General features: G+C 46.8%; 14 protein-coding genes and 2 pseudogenes. 7 read left to right on the plus strand and 9 right to left on the minus strand.

Annotated features, from left to right (window positions below; all coding sequences use genetic code 11):
• The first annotated feature begins 9 nt into the window (after positions 1 to 9).
• Positions 10 to 1,593 (plus strand): FAD-dependent oxidoreductase, encoded by a 1,584-nt coding sequence (locus LN737_RS06565; protein WP_405517267.1) that lies wholly within the window; start codon positions 10 to 12, stop codon positions 1,591 to 1,593.
• A 108-nt stretch (positions 1,594 to 1,701) separates the two neighbouring features.
• On the plus strand, positions 1,702 to 2,481 hold the full coding sequence (locus LN737_RS06570) for a 3-hydroxyacyl-CoA dehydrogenase (protein ID WP_405517269.1): 780 nt from the start codon (positions 1,702 to 1,704) through the stop codon (positions 2,479 to 2,481).
• Between the two features lie 126 nt (positions 2,482 to 2,607).
• Here LN737_RS06570 and LN737_RS06575 read toward each other — a convergent pair whose 3' ends face one another.
• The 4 genes from LN737_RS06575 to LN737_RS06590 all read right to left on the minus strand — a co-directional run bounded on the left by LN737_RS06575 (position 2,608) and on the right by LN737_RS06590 (position 8,959).
• Positions 2,608 to 5,652 carry a TonB-dependent receptor gene (locus LN737_RS06575; RefSeq protein WP_405517270.1) on the minus strand — a complete coding sequence of 1,015 codons (3,045 nt, stop codon included), beginning with the start codon at positions 5,650 to 5,652 and terminating at the stop codon, positions 2,608 to 2,610.
• A 216-nt stretch (positions 5,653 to 5,868) separates the two neighbouring features.
• Positions 5,869 to 6,789, minus strand: a complete 921-nt coding sequence (locus LN737_RS06580; RefSeq protein ID WP_405517272.1) for an FKBP-type peptidyl-prolyl cis-trans isomerase — start codon at positions 6,787 to 6,789, stop codon at positions 5,869 to 5,871.
• A 94-nt stretch (positions 6,790 to 6,883) separates the two neighbouring features.
• On the minus strand, positions 6,884 to 7,807 hold the full coding sequence (locus tag LN737_RS06585; protein WP_405517273.1) for an FKBP-type peptidyl-prolyl cis-trans isomerase: 924 nt from the start codon (positions 7,805 to 7,807) through the stop codon (positions 6,884 to 6,886).
• Positions 7,808 to 7,999: 192 nt separating this feature from the next.
• A complete protein-coding gene (locus tag LN737_RS06590) occupies positions 8,000 to 8,959 on the minus strand; it encodes a fasciclin domain-containing protein (RefSeq protein WP_405517275.1) in 960 nt (319 codons plus the stop codon).
• Positions 8,960 to 9,192: 233 nt separating this feature from the next.
• On the opposite strand from LN737_RS06590, the pseudogene LN737_RS06595 reads away from it, so the two are divergent.
• From LN737_RS06595 to LN737_RS06615, 5 genes and pseudogenes are all read left to right on the plus strand, one after another.
• Positions 9,193 to 9,929: pseudogene (locus tag LN737_RS06595) on the plus strand (isoprenyl transferase).
• 114 nt (positions 9,930 to 10,043) lie between these two features.
• Positions 10,044 to 12,635, plus strand: coding sequence for an outer membrane protein assembly factor BamA (bamA, locus tag LN737_RS06600; RefSeq protein ID WP_405517277.1), 2,592 nt, complete (start codon positions 10,044 to 10,046; stop codon positions 12,633 to 12,635).
• Between the two features lie 118 nt (positions 12,636 to 12,753).
• Positions 12,754 to 13,346 (plus strand): annotated as a pseudogene (locus LN737_RS06605) (OmpH family outer membrane protein).
• Positions 13,343 to 14,014 carry an OmpH family outer membrane protein gene (locus tag LN737_RS06610; protein ID WP_405517279.1) on the plus strand — a complete coding sequence of 224 codons (672 nt, stop codon included), beginning with the start codon at positions 13,343 to 13,345 and terminating at the stop codon, positions 14,012 to 14,014. Before LN737_RS06605 ends, LN737_RS06610 begins: the two are co-directional and overlap by 4 nt.
• Before the next feature lie 261 nt (positions 14,015 to 14,275).
• The gene (locus LN737_RS06615; protein ID WP_405517281.1) at positions 14,276 to 15,847 is read left to right on the plus strand and encodes a hypothetical protein; all 1,572 of its coding nucleotides are present in this window, start codon (positions 14,276 to 14,278) and stop codon (positions 15,845 to 15,847) included.
• Positions 15,848 to 15,903: 56 nt separating this feature from the next.
• On the opposite strand, the gene LN737_RS06620 is transcribed toward LN737_RS06615, so the two are convergent.
• From LN737_RS06620 to LN737_RS06640, 5 genes are all read right to left on the minus strand, one after another.
• The gene (locus tag LN737_RS06620) at positions 15,904 to 16,773 is read right to left on the minus strand and encodes an aldose 1-epimerase family protein (RefSeq protein ID WP_405517282.1); all 870 of its coding nucleotides are present in this window, start codon (positions 16,771 to 16,773) and stop codon (positions 15,904 to 15,906) included.
• A gap of 85 nt (positions 16,774 to 16,858) precedes the next feature.
• A complete protein-coding gene (gene rpsG, locus LN737_RS06625; protein WP_405517284.1) occupies positions 16,859 to 17,326 on the minus strand; it encodes a 30S ribosomal protein S7 in 468 nt (155 codons plus the stop codon).
• A 139-nt stretch (positions 17,327 to 17,465) separates the two neighbouring features.
• Complete coding sequence (gene rpsL / locus LN737_RS06630) at positions 17,466 to 17,891, minus strand: 30S ribosomal protein S12 (protein WP_405517286.1); 426 nt, start codon at positions 17,889 to 17,891, stop codon at positions 17,466 to 17,468.
• A 176-nt stretch (positions 17,892 to 18,067) separates the two neighbouring features.
• Positions 18,068 to 18,391 carry a DUF3467 domain-containing protein gene (locus tag LN737_RS06635; protein ID WP_405517287.1) on the minus strand — a complete coding sequence of 108 codons (324 nt, stop codon included), beginning with the start codon at positions 18,389 to 18,391 and terminating at the stop codon, positions 18,068 to 18,070.
• Positions 18,392 to 18,537: 146 nt separating this feature from the next.
• Positions 18,538 to 18,927, minus strand: coding sequence for a DUF4870 domain-containing protein (locus tag LN737_RS06640; RefSeq protein WP_405517289.1), 390 nt, complete (start codon positions 18,925 to 18,927; stop codon positions 18,538 to 18,540).
• Positions 18,928 to 19,014 lie beyond the last annotated feature (87 nt).

Below are 19,014 nucleotides of genomic sequence, written 5' to 3' on the forward strand. Positions count from 1 at the left end.
GCAATCGGTATGAACCGGCTATTCTGTTTCGTGCTTATTTTCCTGTTGTTCCCGTTTCGGCTGTACGGGCAGTCTATTAATGTTGACGTCTGTGTGTATGGTGGTACGTCGGCGGGGGTAATTGCGGCTTATTCCGCCAAGAAATCCGGTAAATCAGTTGTTCTGATTGAACCGGGCCGCCACCTGGGCGGGATGTCATCGGGTGGATTGGGTGCTACCGATATTGGTAATAAACAGGCGATTACGGGTCTCTCCCGCGATTTCTACCGGCGTATCGGGCATCACTACGGTCAACCGGAGCAGTGGACATTTGAGCCGCATGTGGCCGAAGCTGTATTTATGCAGTACGTCAAAGAAGCAAATATACCGGTATGGTTTGGCTATCGACTGTCGGCCGTTCAAACACAGGCTAAACGCATACAGGCGATTACCGTTGAACCGTCGGTTGATAAGCAGCTGAACAACCGAATTATTCGGGCAAAGCAATTCATCGACTGCTCCTACGAAGGTGATCTGATGGCCAAAGCGGGCGTAGCGTATACGGTGGGAAGGGAATCATCCAGTCAGTACAATGAATCGCTCAATGGAGTACAGTTTCGCGACAAGCATCAATTCCCCGATGGTGTCGATCCCTACGTGGTTCCCGGTAAACCCGAAAGCGGACTGCTTTGTGGGATAAGCACGGCTAAACTTGCTCCGAACGGCACGGCTGATAAAGCCGTGCAGGCCTATAATTTCCGCTTGTGCTTTACCGATGATCCGGCAAACCGGATTCCTATTACGCGGCCCGAAGGCTACGATTCGACGAAATACGAGTTGCTGTTACGTCAGATCGCCAAAAAAATGCCTAAGGAACTGACCTGGAATCTGATGCATTTTGTGATGATGCCCAATCGAAAAACAGACATCAACAACTGTGGTGGACTGTCAACGGATATGATCGGCGCTAATTATGACTATCCGGATGCGGATTATGCCCGGCGAGCTGAAATCATTCGCGAACACGAGCGCTACACAAAAGGCTTTTTCTACTTCATCGGACATGACCCCCGGGTGCCCAAACACCTGCGCGATGAAATGCTGCAATGGGGATATCCGAAAGATGAGTACGTCGACAACAATCATTTTAGCCCTCAGCTTTACATTCGCGAAGGGCGTCGGTTAGTGGGCGAGTACGTGATGACGCAGGCGAATTGTGAAGGAAAGGTCGTTGTGCCCGACGCGGTGGGTATGGCGGCTTACACAATGGATTCGCACAACTGTCAGCGTCTAATTGTGGATAATCCGGGAGCCGTTGCTCAGGTACGTAACGAAGGCGACGTGCAGGTGGGTGGGTTTCCACCTTATCCGGTCAGTTATCGGGCGCTTATTCCAAAGCGCGGCAGCATTGAGAACCTATTGGTCCCCGTTTGTTTATCGGCCAGCCATATTGCTTATGGTTCTATTCGGATGGAACCGGTTTTTATGGTGCTTGGGCAATCAACAGCGCAAGCGGCCTGCCTGGCCATTGATGATAAAAAGGCCGTTCAGGACATTGACATAAGGAAATTGCAGAAACTGATTAAAAGACAGAGTGATAAATTAGTTAGATAGTATTGTCATGCAGACGAAGGAAGCATCTTCGGGCATACAAACGATAGTTATACCGAAAGAAACTGCCAGTTAGCGAAGATGCTTCCTTCGTCTGCATGACAAAAAGCTATGCAACTCTCAAACTCAACAGCTCTTGTTTCGGGTGGCGCTTCTGGTTTAGGTGAAGCAACTACCCGAATGCTGGTGGCAAATGGTGCCAACGTAGTCATTCTGGATATGAATGAGGAACGGGGTAACGCTCTGGCTGATGAACTGGGCACAGCCGTTCGATTCAGTAAAGCCAACGTTACGGACGAAGCCGACGTACAGGCAGGAATTAATCTGGCTGTCGAAACCTTTGGTGGTTTACATATCAATGTCAACTGTGCGGGCGTAGCGGAGGCCCGGAAAACGGTGGGTAAAGTCGATGGCGTTTATGGCGCTCACTCACTGGCCGTTTTCCAGAAAGTTGTGTCCATCAACCTGATCGGTACGTTCAATGTCATTCGACTGGCGGCTCTGGCTATGGAACATAACGAACCCAATGGCGAAGGCGAACGGGGTATCATTATCAACACGGCATCCGTCGCGGCTTACGATGGGCAGATTGGGCAGGCGGCATACGCAGCTTCAAAAGGGGGTATTGTCGGTATGACATTGCCCATTGCCCGCGATCTGTCCCGTTCCGGAATTCGGGTGATGACTATTGCGCCAGGTTTATTTGAGACGCCTTTACTAGCCGGTTTACCCGAAGAGGCTCGACTGTCGCTAGGGCAGCAGGTACCGTTTCCGTCGCGGCTGGGTCGCCCTACTGAATATGCGATGCTGGCCAAAAGTATTATCGAAAATCCAATGCTCAACGGTGAAGTAATCCGCCTAGACGGAGCTATTCGCATGGCACCGAAATAGCCGTTGTCGTGATTCGTCAAGTAAACTGAAAGTATATTGCAACAGAAGAGCCGCCCAACTGAGCGGCTCTTCTCTTATACTTACTGATGCTTTTTTGTATTAAAACTATAGCCAGCAGGTAATCAATTAAAACGTAAAATTCAAACGGGCGAACAAAAACCGACCGTTCTGACCGAATTGAGACGTGTTTCTTGAATACACAAACTGATTTGAATTTGACAGATCAACGGTTGAAGCGGCTGCACTGTAAACGATATTACCACTGGCATCCACGCCGGTTGGTCTTTTTGCTGAAACCGGGCCGTAGTTTTTGTCTGGGTAGATATCAAAGATATTATTAGCCCCAACAACCAGCTTCACGATAGGGGTGATCTGGTAGCCAATAGAAAGATCGGTAATTACACGTGCTCCCCAAACCGGATGTTCATTTTCAACCGCCTGCCCGTTCACAACAATTGCGCCGATTATGCCATCCCCATTTACGTCAACCGTATTTGGGTCGGTAACTTTACCGAAATAGACATTTCTCAGGAAGAAATCAAATTTGTTCAGGGTCAGGGTATTACTCAGATTAAATTTAACCCTTGGCACAGCCTGCTGTAAATAGATTTTCGATGACTCCGAATAGTAACGGTTAATCTGACCGTTATCAGCCAGAATTTTCGACGCCTTGATGTCGCCAACCTGTTCGGTTTGGGAAACTGTACCGGCCAAATCACTTCTTAGGGAAGCTCCTCCGCCTAACACAGCTCGGTGAGAAATCACAAGGTCAATACCTTTGGATTGCGTGTCAATTGCATTTGAGAAGAACGTAGCGGCTGTCGCATTGGCTTGATCGAATAATTGTTGTAAAACTAAAGCTGAGCCCGTTACAGTGCCACTTGGTCTTGCAAACTGATCTGTCAGAACAACCCTATCTTTAATTGCCACAAAATACCCATCCGCCGTGATCGTTAAGTTGGCACCTGGGATTTTGGCTGTAAAACCCGCGCTAATACTTCTGGATTCTTCCTGTTTCAGTTTCGGAATGCCCAATAATTCGGCAGGTCTGGAAGCATTGCTGAACGTACCCACTTCAAACGGAACTCCGCCGACAAATTGTGTAGAAGTCGAGTTAAAATAAATCTGAGCTAGAGAAGGAGCACGGAAGCCTGTTGACGCTGCCCCACGAATGTTGATGTTGTCTGTCAGCTTATAACGGGTCGCTAATTTGAAATTGGTCGTACTTCCGAAATCTGAGTAATTCTCAAAACGGACAGCGCCTTCTACTAGCCATCGGTTTGTTACGTCTAACTCACCATCGGCATACAACGCCATACTTTGACGGTTGGCGTCTTTTGTTGCAGCCTCATTCTCGGGTCTGAAACCAGGAAACACCTGGGCACCACCCGGCCGTGCATTCCCGAAGAAATCGGAAGGGGCCACCTGCGTCGACGTAGTAATTACGTTCCCGTTTACATCGTATCTGGCCCATGAATTTTCGTCACCAGCTTTGATTCGATAACTTTCAAAGCGTCCTTCCGCGCCAAAAGCCAGATTAAGGCCCGCCATTACATCGAATTTGCGACTCAGATCAAGGTTAATCGTGTTTTGCTTGAAGTTAAGACCACCTGCTTTGAAGACAGTTGGTGACTTGTCTAACAACGTAGCGTTTACCGTATTTTCGACGCCATAATTGAAGGTGTTCGAGCCAAAGGTATTGCTTAGGTCATAGTTAAACGAGCCCAATTTTCCGCGAAAACCTGCCGCAAACGAACCATCAATAATTTCAGAATGAATTTCGGGTAAGAAGCCGTTGATAAAAATACCGGTGTAAGCCCGTGCCTGGTTCGGCGTTCTGAAGAAACCAGCCGCATCACCTGTCCGGCGGCCATAACCTCCAAACGCATAAAATTCGTGCTTATCGTTAATGGGTATAGCAGAATTAGCGAAAAACTGAATGCTCTGTAAGTTCGACTGACCAACGCGCATGTTAAAATCACTTCTTGTTAATCCCCGAGCAGCTAATTCATTATCAGTTACGTCGGTGGACAGAATTGTCCGAAGATCGGTCAATGAACTGGCCCCAGCGATACTTGCCTGCGTAGCGGCATCGAAATAAGTTACACCCAGCGCACCTTTTTTGATGGCGTCGATGCTGTTCGGTAGCGTGTTTACGTTGCCACCAGCTTGCAAGGTTCTGTACTCAATGGCATTGTAGCGGTTCAGTAAGCTTGCTGTGTTTGGCATAGCGCGGCTCGTTGAATTACGCATCTGCGCCGAACCTGTCAGGTTGATAAACCCTGCTTTGCCAATACGAACGCCGTAGTTCGCATCCACCTGGACATTTCCGCCGTCCATGCCGCCCTTAAAGTTGTTTGACCCTTTCGAAAAATTACCACCACCGTATACAGATAAAGCCAATTTACCCGTAGCTTCTTTCATTTTTACGTTGATGATACCAGCAATAGCGTCCGAACCATACTGAGCGGCTGCGCCATCCCGCAACACCTCTATCCGATCGATGGCAAAAGCCGGAATTGCATTTAAATCCGTACCTACCGAACCACGGCCGGGCGTTCCATTTACGTTTACCAGCGATGACGTGTGTCTTCGTTTACCATTCAACAGCACCAGCACCTGGTCAGGTCCTAAACCACGCAACTGAGCCGGGTCAATATGGTCAGTACCATCAGCCACCGTTGTCGTGTTGGACGTAAACGACGGCGCAACCATGTTCAGGATTTGATTCAGGTTATTCTGTGGAGCCTGAGTGGTGAGTTGCTGTACACTTATAATATCAACTGGCACCGGACTTTCGGTTTTTACCCGTCCTGCGCTTCTTGTTCCTGTTACGACTACTTCCGACAAAGATGCTGTTGTTTCCGAAAGAGCAACATCAGCCGTTTCATTGCCGCTGACATTTACAGTGACTGTTTGGGTTTGATAACCCACAAAACTTACGCGAAGGGAATAGCTTCCCGGATTCACTTTTAGTGTATAATCGCCATTAGCATCCGTTGTGGCACCAATGTTTGTATTGACTACGACAATAGTAGCTCCCGGAATTGCGGCTTTTGTAGCGGCATCTGTTATGCGGCCCCGAACGCCCTGGGCCAAGACAGCAGTGAGGGTGAGCAACCAAAGGGCTCCACTCAGCAGAAAACGGTTCAATCTGTACTTATTCATCATAAAAATAATAGTTAAAAAGCGCGTAATTTATGTTAAAATCAAGTATGTAACCATATTTGGCCTATTTTGTTTGGTTGAAATAAATTTTGACCAAATTTTTAGTTGAAAATGCGCTATCTTACTTAGACTCTTTTTTAGCTTAATCGTCTCTTATAGACCCAAAAAAAGGACTGTGTTGCATAACACAGTCCTTGATTATCACTTAACTCGTTAAAACTATTGCACAGAAACCAGCTCAATATCAAACCGTAATGGTGCATAAGGCGGTATAACCTGGTTGCCGGTTTGGCCGTAGCCGATGGCTGAAGGAAAAATAAGTGTTGCCTTCTCGCCTACTTTAAGTTTAGTTAATCCTTCTTCGAATCCAGCTATCGATCGGCCCAATGTAAAGGCGGCCGTACCCGTTCCTGTACTGTCGAAGGCAGAGGCCGAACGTAACAACTTACCTTTATATTTTACGATAAGTGTCTGAGTGCTCGTTGGCGATGCTCCCGATGAATTATTGGCCGTTTTGATGAACCGTAACCCACTTTGGGTTACTTCAGTAGGCGTCAGCTTATTAGCGGTCATGTATTCGTTGATTTGCTGATCTTCTGTCCGGGCGCGTCTCAGCGTTACGTCAAATCGAACTGGCGAGTTGGCCGGAAGCAGGGCCGAGGACTGGTCACCAAAGGCCAATGCAGATGGCATCAGAAGTGTAGCCTGATCGCCTTCGCGCATTTTCAACAAACCTTCCTGCAAGCCGGGTAACAACGGCACAAAGCTCGATTGTGTCGAATAGGGAGAAAGCAGATAATAGACCGGGGTCGTTGTATATAGAGAATCCAGTTTTTTATCCGTTACCACGGCCGTGTTACTGCTGCTCCGCGACAATACGTACATGGTGTAATTGAATTCAACTTCCTTGCCGATTGTGGCCGCCGGTGCTGAAGCTGATCCGGGCTTGGTCAGCAAATAATATAACCCGGAGTTGGTCGAAGTCCCTGTCAGTCCTTTGCTACTGGCATAATTACTTATATCGGCCAGATTTGACTGATAAACGGCATTAGGATCGGTACCCGGATCAACAGAACTCGTGCAGGCTGCAACCGCGCCGAGTAGTAATGCACTGAAAATGAATGAGTGAAGTTTACGCATGAAATTAGAGAAACAATTAGTACTACGCTTAATGACCCACAAACGTGGCAAAAGGCTTGAAGGTTACCAGAATTAATTTTGACATAAAATTACCTTACTGGGCCGACACCAGTTCGATATCAAATCGTAAAGGTGCGTATGGAGGAACGACAAACGTGCCTGCACTATTGACGGCCCCTGATGTTTTATAACCCAGACTGGATGGGAAAATTATTGTCGCTTTTTCGCCAGTTTTAAGTTTGGCCAAACCTTCATTAAATCCAGCCAGTGCTGACTTTCCTAACGATGTAGAGTAGGTGTTATTGAGCGTACTGTCGAAAGCAGCCGCGGTACGTAGCAATTTACCTTTATAATTAACGACCAATGTTTGCGTCGCTGTTGGCATCATCCCCGACGGATTACTCACCGTTTTGATAAAACGCAGGCCGGTCGTCGTTTTCTCTGTAACGGCAAGCTTATTTTTTGTGATGTACTCATCCATCTGCTGATCTTCCGTTCGTGACCGTTTCAGGGTAACGTCATAGCGAACCGGCGAATTGGCCGGAATAGTGCCATCTTTCGAAGCCAGGGTGCCAAACGCCAATGTAGACGGCATCAAAAATGTAGCCTGATCGCCTTCATGCATGAGTTTGAACCCTTCTTCTAATCCAGGCCGGAGCGAATTTGCGAAAAACGGATAATAAACGGAGCTATCCGCATAGGTCGAATCCAGCAGCTTGTCCGTTACGCCCGACGTGATGGTTGTATTGCTCGGACCGTATAGTACGTACAGTTTGTAATTGAATTCAAGTTCCTGCCCGTAAGCAGGCGACACCATGGAGGAGTCTGCTTTTTTTAATACGTAATAAAGCCCGGAGGTCGTCGTGGTTCCCAAGAGTCCGTTGCTGGCTGCATAGGTCATGATATCTGCTTTTTCTTTATCCGCCTGTAACGCAAGATCAGCATCAATGTCTGTTTTGCAGGCGGCCATCCCGCCAATGAGCATGGTAATAAAAAAAATTAGAGGAAGCTTATGCATGAAAAATACTAAACAAATAAATCCCGATCACTATACCTATAGACTCTCAGGCGTGGTAAAGGGTTGGGAGAACAACTGTCAATTAATTTGCAGAGGTAATAAAATTCTGTGACTATTTTTAGGCTTAGTCGTTGATTATGAGCTTTCTTTATTAAATATATACAGTCTCGATTGATGGAATTATTCAACCAACTAAGGTTTTAATACTTTATCAATGATGTGAAGTACACCATTGGAAGTGGGTAAATCAGCCTGTTTGATTGTAGCCGAGTCGGAATTGTTATTGCCTTTTATTGTCGTCTGATTTTGGTTGACTGTCACCGTAAATTTATTGCCATTCAGTAAGGAGCTAAGTGTGCCGGTTTGAAGCTGGCTGGAAAACAGCACCCCTGACGTAACGTGGTAAAGTAATAGATTAGCCAGTGTCTGAGCATCCGCCGACTCGATAGCAGAAAGGCTTGTATATCGGCCATCGGCTTTGAAAGCATCATCGTTTGGCGCAAAAGCCGTTACTCTGTTAGTCGACAAGGCATTCGTTATAGTCGCTAACAGCGTCGGATTGCTGGTGCCAATTCGTTTGACCGCGGCCGACAGGAACGTTAGGTTCGCGTTGCTCTGGATGGTGGTTAGCAAGTCGCCGGTTGCGGGGGTCAGTACCCGATTTATTTTATGAATGTAACCATTGGCAACAGCCAGGTCAGCCTGCGTTAACCGGGCATTGTTGATATAAATAGTTACGTCGTTGCTTTTATTGACGAAGGCAATGCCTTTACTCGCCGTCTCGACAGCGTTTTGTCCGGATGGAATTCTGGCGGCTGCCACCGAACCGTACAACGTATGATATAGAATCAGTGTTCGTACCTGTTCTTTCGACATGGCCATAAGAGCCCCCAGATTGCCTAGTCCTGCCGCCTGAAAGGCCGAATCCGTTGGCGCAAATAAGGTAAGATTTCCATCTTTGAGCGCATCACCAACACCCGCGTATGCAACGGCCGCACGAAGTAAACTGAACTGACTATCTTCCAGAATACGGTCGAGAATGGTTTGAGGAGCCGCGACCCGATTGTCGTTTTTCGTACAACTCAGCGCCATTAACAGCAGTAAGAAATATATGGGAACCCGAACGGGCTGTCGGGAAAGGAAAGTCATCATACAGCGTAATAAATGAAATAACAGGCGTATACGTACAAAACGTATCGTAGCCTTGATTTATGATTCCTGCCCCAAAGATACGTGATGTAGAATGGAATGCTGTTTCTTCAGCCAACAGCCTCCGGCCTGTTCATTTACTAATCAATGGAATCCCATTTAGTTGTACCGACTTACCGACTAAATTTGCGTATCTTCGCGGTCTTGTTAATTCTTGTTAAAACTCCCCTACTGGGATGAAGGAACACATTGACCCGAGCAATCTGCCTCAGCATATAGCCGTTATCATGGATGGAAACGGACGCTGGGCGAAGCGGCAGGGAGCGGCCCGGGTATTTGGCCACCGAAATGCGATTAAGGCTGTGCGTGAGGTAACGGAAGGGTGCGCTGAATTAGGTATAAAGTATCTGACACTTTACGCTTTTTCAACCGAGAACTGGAATCGACCCAAATTTGAGGTGGATGCCCTGATGACGTTGCTAGTGCATACCATTCGGGGGAAATTAAAACCCTGATGGACAACAATGTACGGCTGGCAACCATCGGTAACACCGAAAGTTTGCCAACTGACTGCCAGCGCGAATTGCAGGAAGCCATGCGCGAAACGCAGGGGAATACGGGCTTGACTCTTATTCTGGCTCTAAGCTATAGTGGACGGTGGGATATCGTAGAAGCAGCGCGTCAGTTGGCAATGGCCGTACGTGATGGGAAACTAGATCCGGAGCAAATTGATGAAACGCTATTTGGTCAGCACCTTGCTACGGGTAAAATTCCCGAACCTGAACTGATGATCCGAACCAGTGGCGAAATGCGAATTAGCAATTTTATGCTCTGGCAACTGGCTTATGCTGAATTTTATATGCCTGAAGTACTCTGGCCGGATTTCCGTAAAGCTCATTTACAGGAAGCTATTCTGAACTACCAGCAACGGGAACGCCGGTTCGGTAAAACCAGCGAACAATTAGTTAAATGAAAGAAGGATTTGACGTAGAGCTGGCGGGTTGTGATAAAATAAATCATAGCCATACCAACCCTAATGTATCAAAATGAATCCTGATAATCAACAACATAATACTTATCAATTAACTTGGAACACCGTATAAAAGTCATATTGGGGGCAGTTTGCCTGCTCATCGGTCTACTACCTGGTCATCTTCAGGCTCAGGTGCGCGTTGGTGTAGGAGTCCCTACCGAACCAGCAGCCAGTACCGACGATTTATTAAATTATGGTAGCCCCAAAGAATATGAAATTACCGGGCTGACCATGACGGGTACCCGCTACCTCGATCCGAACTCGCTGGTATCGCTGGCCGGTCTGAAAGTGGGCGACAAAATTCGTATTCCCGGAGAAGCCATCGGTTCGTCGGTACGTAAGCTTATGGAATCGGGTCTGCTGGATAACGTTGAACTGTTTGCAACGCACAGCGGAGAAGGTAAAGTATCACTTATGTTCCGGGCGCAGGAAAGGCCCCGGCTCTATCGGGTTAATTTTGTGGGCGTTAAAAAAGGCGAACAGGATAACCTGAAAGATAAAGTCAAACTCAATCTGGGTAAAATCGTGACGAACACGATTACCAAAAATACACAGATGGCTGTGCGGAAATACTTTATTGACAAAGGCTATCTGAATACCAAAGTTAAAATCACGACCATTCCGGATAGTGCCCGCAATAACGCGACCATGCGTGTATCGGTCGACAAAGGTCAAAAAATTAAGATTGCCAAAATTAATTTTGAGGGCCTTGACGAAGTTGAGGAATCGGCAGTGCGGATGAAAATGAAGGGCACTAAGGAAATGCGCTTCGGCCGGATATTTACACCCTCAAAATTCGTCCCCAAAAAATACGAAGAGGATAAACTGAAGCTGGTTGAATATTATAATAAACTCGGCTATCGGGATGCTGCCATAGAGCACGATACGATAATTAATAATGGTGGGCGGACCATTAGCCTGAATATAAAACTGAACGAAGGGCATAAATACTATTACCGGAATGTCGATTTTTCGGGTAATTACCTCTATAAGACAGAACAGCTCCGGCAGGTCGTCGGTATAACAAAAGGCGACGTTTACAACCCGGAAGACCTGGAAAAACGCCTGAACGGTAATCCCGGCCAAGATTTGAGCTCGCTTTATATGGATGATGGGTACTTGTATTACAATGCCCAGCCTATCGAAAAAACAGTAGATGGTGATTCGATTGACCTTGAGATCCGTATTTCTGAAGGCAAACAGGCCACTATCAACCGGGTCATTCTGAACGGGAATACAAAAACCAGCGACCACGTAGTGATGCGTACCATTCGGACGCTACCTGGCCAGAAATTCAATAAAACAGCTCTGATTCGTACCCAGCGCGAGCTTGCGACAATTGGCTATTTTGACCCGGAAAAAATTGGAATCAACCCGGTGCCACAAAATGATGGAACAGTTGATATTGAATACTCTGTAGAAGAAAAACCATCTGATCAGATCGAGTTGTCTGGCGGCTGGGGCGGTTACGTAGGCTTCGTAGGAACCCTCGGCCTGACCTTCAATAACTTCTCGGCGCGCAATATTCCTAATTTTGGTGCCTGGAAACCGCTGCCAGCTGGTGATGGTCAGCGGGTGCAGTTGCGCTTTCAGGCGAATGGTAGTCAGTACCAAGTATACTCACTATCATTTACCGAACCGTGGTTAGGAGGCCGTAAACCAAATGCGTTCTCAGTAAGCGCTAGTCATACGGTGTATAAAACGTTCTATGACCCAACCAACCCTTACAGTATTTATCAGAGCCTAAAAGGACGTACCCCAACGGGTTCCTATACCAATACAGCTGTTACAATCGGGTTAGGTCGTCAGTTGAAGGTGCCTGATGATTATTTCTCACTGACAAATTCGCTTACGTATCAGCGGTATGATCTGAATAATCTTGATTTATTCTATATCGGCTACAAAAACGGGATTTCGAACAACATTACGTTTAATACGACAATAGCCCGTAATAGCATCGATAATCCTCAGTTTCCACGTAATGGATCATCGTTTTCGCTGAGTGGTTCGTTTACTCCACCTTATTCTGCGTTTAAGACAACGACTGAAACCACAAAGCCGGAAGACAAATACAAGTGGGTCGAGTACCACAAATGGATGTTTGATGCCAGCTGGTTCCAGACTGTATTCGGTAAACTGGTGTTAAACGCCCGGGCGCATATGGGCTTCCTGGGGAGTTATAACAAGCGCACCGACATTGGGCCATTCGAACGGTTCGTGCTGGGCGGATCAGGGCTTGCCGGTCAGGGGCAGTTTGCTTTGGCTCAGGACATTATCGGTCTGCGTGGGTATGATGATCGGAGTGTTTACACCGCCGATTACGACCGCACTTCCGACGCCCAGACACGTAGCCAGGGTGGTGTTGTTTATAACAAGTTCGTTGCTGAACTACGCTATCCGGTTTCATTAAATCCGTCAGCCACTATTTTCGTACTGACATTTCTTGAAGCGGGTAACAACTGGGGAAGTTATAAGCAGTATAACCCATTTGATCTAAAACGGTCGATGGGATTCGGAGCGCGGATCTTTATGCCAGCTTTTGGTCTGATTGGTATTGATTATGGGTATGGTTTCGACACGATACCGGGGATCAAGGATAAAGCATCTGGTCAGTTCCACTTCACGATTGGACAACAGATCAGATAAGATTTAGGGGCGGTAGACGTTTTACTATGAAGACACTGTCTGGTAGTTTAGGCCTGATACGTATCGTCAACCATTCCTGACAATCAATCACTTCCTGCAAAAAATGACCGGCTATATAATGAAAAAAGCCTTATTTTTCGTACTTTTGTCCGCTGTTTGGGTAGCAACTCCCGCCAGAGCGCAGAAGTTTGGGTATGTAGATACTGAGTTTATTCTGAGTAAAATGCCGGAATATCAGAAGGCCCTGACGGAGATCGATAAGTTTGCCGACAAATGGTCGAAAGATATTCAGGATAAGTACATTGAGATCGACAAGTTGCAAAAAGCGTATCAGGCCGAAGAAATTTTGCTGACTGAAGACATGAAGCGCGAACGCCAACGGGCAATTAGCGACAGGGAACGGGAAGCTCGCGATTACAATAATAAGGTGTTTGGCTACCAGGGATTATTGTATGAGAAAAAAAGGAGCTGATGAAAGTGCCAATGGACATTGTAAATCGAGCCGTTGAAAAGGTCGCTCTCCAAAAGAAACTTGACTTTATTTTCGACAAGGCATCTGATTTTGTTATGATCTATACGAATCCCCGGCATGACTATTCTGACTATGTCATGGAAGAATTAGGATTAGACACTAAACCAACAGCTACCAACAGCAATCCAACAAATAAATCAACCACAAATCCAGTAATACAAACAATTAATCCGAAATGAAGAAAAATCTCGTCATGGCGTTTGCTGCGGCCCTTTTGCTGGGCGGTTTAAACGCAAAGGCACAAGCCCCAACTGCAGCGCCTGCTACGACTACCGCAGCCGGACCTCTGAAGTTAGGCTATACGAACATTGATTACGTGTTACAGCAAACACCCGAAGCTAAAGATATCCAGAACCAATTGACCATTCAGCGGACGCAGTCGGAAAACGAACTGAAGCGGATGAACAAGGAACTGGAAGATAAGTATGAAGCTTATCAGAAAGGGGGCGCGCAGATGACAGAAGTAATACGTAAAGATCGTGAAACCGAATTGCAGAGTTTGCAGACCCGGATTCAGGAGTTTGGACGTACCGCTGAACAATCTTTGCAGGCTAAATACGGACAGTTAGTTAACCCAGTTGTCCAGAAAATTCAGAAAGCAATTGATGCAGTTGCTGCTGAGAGTGGGTATACCTACGTATTTAACCTAGATGCTGGCTCAAACACCATCCCCATTCTGCTGGTTGCTCCTCCACAGGATAACATCACGGAACTGGTTTTGAAAAAGTTGGGTATCGACCCAGCCAAAGCAGCCGCAGCCGCTAAACCGGCAACCACGGGTGGTAGTACGCCTACTACCAAGCCTGGCTCTACAACAGGTGCGAGTGCCGCAACACCTAAGAAATAATAATCGCTATAATCGGTTTTGATAAAGTCGCTTCCTTGAACGGGGAAGCGACTTTTTTATATAGACTAGGTATATCTCACTATCTGACCAGTACTGGATGTAACTCTATTTGCTACTTTCTCTTGGAAAAGCATAATTATATGGAGATAAAATCAGACTTTTTCTAAGAAAAATATCAAATCAGGTAGATAGATAGAATCTAACAAAATCTTCAGCCGTAATTTTACGTTTTTCAAAACAGACCACCTTCCAAAGTTGCTCATGAACCGAACTGTCGGTATAGTGACATGGATGCTTTTGATCAGTGCGGTCATCAGCACCCATGCGCAGGATTCAAAACCTTTACAATTTATATTCCCTACTCAAACCAACTGGACTGTGGTTCCTGAAGGAAGTACGGTTCGGCTTGACCTGAAAACTACGGCCTCTCCGTCCGATACGTTGCGGTTTTCATTTGGATCTGATAAACAGGACAGCATGAAGCTTGATTCGCTGGGCCATTTCAGCTGGACACCCGGCTTTGATCTGGCTGATCGGATTCAAACATCTAAAACGTATCCGGTGAGTTTTGAAGTTCGAAATCAGCATGGTCAAACCGCTTCGTATACAGTTGAATTTAAGGTATTACATGTAAACCGGCCGCCTACCGTGGGCGAGTTACGTCCCTTTTATGTGAGTTACCGCACGCAGAATACCTACAAAATGGATAACCAGGCGGTACGTGACGAAGATGGAGACCCGCTTGCGTTTATCCCAATCGCGGATCAAATGCCTGAAGGTAGTAAGTTGTCCTCCCAGGGCGAGCTTACCTGGACGTTATCACAGAATCAGTTCAATAAAGTAAAACAGACTCCGCAGTATATTGAGTTTTGGGTAGAAGATCAACCGGCTAAAACACGCACAAAAGGCCGTATCAAGGTAGAAGCGACCCAGATGGATCTGCCGCCAGATATTACCGTGATTCCCGATGAAAAGCATTATAAACTTCGGGAGAACGCAACCGTCAATCTGAAATTTTATCTCTCCGACCAAAACGGTGAAGACGACGTATCGACCTTTGGTTTCCTGTCTGATAACCAGCAGATTCCGAAAACGTCGTTGGTGAAAAATACAAATAACCAGTACGAGTTCATTTGGCAACCTGGCTACGACTTCGTGAAAGACCCTTATGACTCATTAGGCGTCCAGATTACGTTCTATGTGCTTGATAAGTCACAGAACCGCGCTGAACGCCGTATTACGTTCACGATACTTAATACCGTCAACGAAGCGGAGAAAGATCGCTACTATTATACGCAATATCGACAGTTACTGGTTCAGGCGTGGGGCCTTATTGAGCAACTGAGCGAGAAGGAAGAGCAACTTAAACGCGATTATAAACGAGCAAAAGGTGGTAAACGGAATCGGTCGGTAGCCAACGCGTCATTAGGAGCCATTACGGGTGTGTCGCCAGCGGTTACGAATGGTAATCCCGATTCGCAACGGTTAATTTCAGCAGTGGGCGGTACGGCTGTTCTGACAATGGGTACGCTCGAAGCGACCGAAGTAATTGGTAAGTCGATGAAAGACCTGCTTGACCGCTATAACTACGTGCTGGGTAAGAAATCTGAATTACAAAATAAAGGCGATGTGTTTGCCCGTGAGTTTGCCTTAAAGTCGTCCCGACGTAATGGCGAGTTTGTTAAGAAATTAGATGATTTCCGGAATTCTATGAGTCTCAGCGGGTTAGTGGCGCTAGAGTTAGATGCTAACTGGCAGAGTAAAAAAGAAGCGACCGATAAGGCAATCAAGCGGACTTTCAAAGACTTTACACCTTTGGAAGAGACTCAATAACAAGTATAAAGTATTCGGTTCGCGAAAGATCACCGCGAACCGAATACCTGAATCCACTAAGCTATCTCAATCGAAAACGAAGCGTCAAACACCTTCCCGGCTTCTACCTGCTGAATAGCTTCTTTCTGCTCGATTGGTTTCGGCTCTCCTTCGCTGTCTGCGCAACCCAGCCACGGTTCGATGCATACAAAGGAAGCACCAGGCTTGGCCCATAAACCTAAATAGGGGAACGCCGGGTAAGCGACGATTACGGCGTGGTCGTGTTTGTCGCTTCGAATTGCTACACGCCTGGACGCCAGGTTTTTAAAGACAAGGGCATCTTGGTCAAATAAATGTCTTGTGAGCGGAAGATTATGGCCTTCGGTGGGCACCGCTTTCGTTTCACCGGTAAAATAGCCTGCCGAAGAAAGCATGTGCGTTTCTAAGGGTTCCTTCTGCTCAAATTCAATATAGTAATCTTCGTAGGTTTCATTCACAAAAAAGGGAACAGCAAACGCCGGATGCGCCCCAACCGAAAAGAAAACGGTTTTATCGTCTTCATTCACCAGCCGGTACGTAATAGTCAACCTAGGTCCATCAAGTTCGTAGATAATCTGAAACTCGAATTCATACGGAAAATGTACGCGTGTTACGGAGCTGGATTTCAGCGAGAAAATGGCGTGCGTAGTGGTCGACTCAGTCGTTTCAAAGCGGGATTGTCGGGCAAATCCGTGCCGTTCGATTGGGTACGTCCGCCCATCAATTGAAAGCTGGTTGTTCAAGCAGCCACCTACTACTGGAAACAGATTGGGAGCGTGCCAGCCCCACACGGTTGGATCGGCCTGCCAGAGGTGTTCAATACCGCTCGGCTTATGAAGAATGGAGGTCAGTTCAGCACCCTTGGGGCGTATGGAAACACGTAACTGTTCGTTTTCTAGAGTTGTCATAGGGCCAAAACTAACAAAAGCCACCCAATGTTGGGTGGCTTTTGTGTGGTCAACAGCCATCGGGAATTTGGTCTGTTGGGTTGGTTTAGAACCGGAAGTGCGAAAACGCCTTGTTGGCTTCGGCCATGCGGTGCGTATCGTCCTTCTTTTTCACAGCTGCACCTTCACCTTTCGAGGCTGCAATAATTTCAGCTGCTAAACGGTCTACCATCGTTTTTTCGCCCCGCGAACGAGCGTACCGGATAAGCCATTTCATGCCTACCGCGACCTTCCGGTCTGCCCGTACTTCGGTTGGCACCTGGAAGGTAGCTCCACCGACGCGACGGCTTTTTACTTCAACTGATGGCATGACATTGTTTAATGCCTTTTTCCACGTATCCAGACCACTATCGCTCGTGCGCTTAGACACGACGTCGAGTGCGTCGTAGAAGATGGAGTACGCCAGGCTCTTTTTGCCTTCGTACATCAGGTTATTTACAAATTTGGTTACGAGGACCTCTTTAAACTTCGGGTCGGGTAGTACGTAACGCTTGGGCGGTTTCGCCTTTCTCATGTTTGCTTCAGATTTTTGATCTTACTCTGAACGTAGCCTATCCAACGTCCAGTCTTGATTATTAATGAATAATAGAGAATGAAAAACGAATAATGACTGGCAAGCCACCAGTGTGCATTATACATTAATCATTATCGATTTACTTCTTCTTGCCACCTTTTGCTGGAGCACCTTTACCAACCGGAGCCTGACCTGGTTTCGGACGTTTCGCACCGTATTTCGAGCGGCTTTGCAGACGGCCGTTTACTCCAGCTGTATCGAGAGCACCCCGAACAATGTGATAACGAACCCCTGGCAGATCTTTTACACGACCACCCCGAATCAATACGATTGAGTGTTCCTGCAGGTTATGACCTTCACCTGGAATATAGGCGTTAACTTCCCGACCGTTCGTCAGACGAACCCGGGCAACTTTACGAAGAGCCGAGTTTGGCTTCTTCGGCGTCGTGGTATACACCCGCGTGCATACGCCCCGACGTTGTGGGCAGGCGTCAAGAGCCGGCGATTTCGACTTGAATTCAAGCTTCTCGCGGCCTTTACGCACTAATTGTTGTATAGTAGGCATTGTGAATTTGTTTACGAAAAATCAGTCTTCCCGAATTTTGAGGTGCAAAGATACGGAAAAGTGACTGAATGTCAACAGTAGCCAGTGAATAGTGCGCGGGTAAGACCGTAAAAATTGATGAAAATAAGGCCGATTCTCTGTCGATCAACAAAGGACTGTTAACTGATAACCAGCCATTACGCCTGTCCGACTGGCCCGCCAAAGCCGCCGGACGGAAACCGGAACGTATCGTTGGGCTCATTAATACCGCCGTAGGCCTCTTCATACCGGCTGATATTTTCACGTAGCGCGTCCAGCAGTCGCTTGGTATGTTCAGGAGTCAGAATAATGCGGGCTTTTACTTTCGCTTTTGGCACCCCAGGCATCAGGCGGATAAAATCCAGAATAAATTCGCTGTTTGAATGGGCGATCATGGCCAAATTCGCATATACGCCTTCAGCAATTTCTTCGCTCAGTTCAACATCAATAGATCCTTCTTCATTTTTTTGCTGTGAACTCATACGGATAAGAATGTTTGCAAGTATTGCCAACCAACATATATTGGCCATGAATAATTGCGGATTTGTCGATAGATTTTATGGGTTATTGCATCAAGTGATACTAATGAGAACACAACAAAATAGCCAGTTTTTCGTGAGGCCTCCACTTATTTAATAAACCGAAGGGTCAGCGGGTAACGATAATACTCGCCATTGTTGGCTTTTATGGCAGCAATAATAGTAAAAACAAGCCATACCACCCCGACAATGCTCAGGAGAACTATACCGATTAGAATAAACATAAGCAGAAATGATACAGCAAAGGCAATAGCCATGGTGATCTGAAAATTGACCGCTTCTTTGCCATGGTAATCAACAAATGCCGATTTATCTTTCTGAATCTGCCAGACGATAACCGGAGCAAGAATGCTGCCGATAACGAAGAGTGAGCCGGGTAATGCACTGAGGTGAGCAAGCATGGCCCACATGCGGGCGTCGGATTCGCTCATTGGGACAGGTGCAGGCGTAAACGGTGGCGTTGACGGTTGATTTTCCATGAGGTATCGGGATTGAGTTTAGATAAGTAAGTTGGCGTAAAAAATTCGCTAACACAATGGTAAGCCTTTAAATAGACATTTGTGAGT

Source organism: Spirosoma sp. KNUC1025, assembly GCF_045160025.1.
Classification (GTDB): Bacteria; Bacteroidota; Bacteroidia; order Cytophagales; family Spirosomataceae; genus Spirosoma.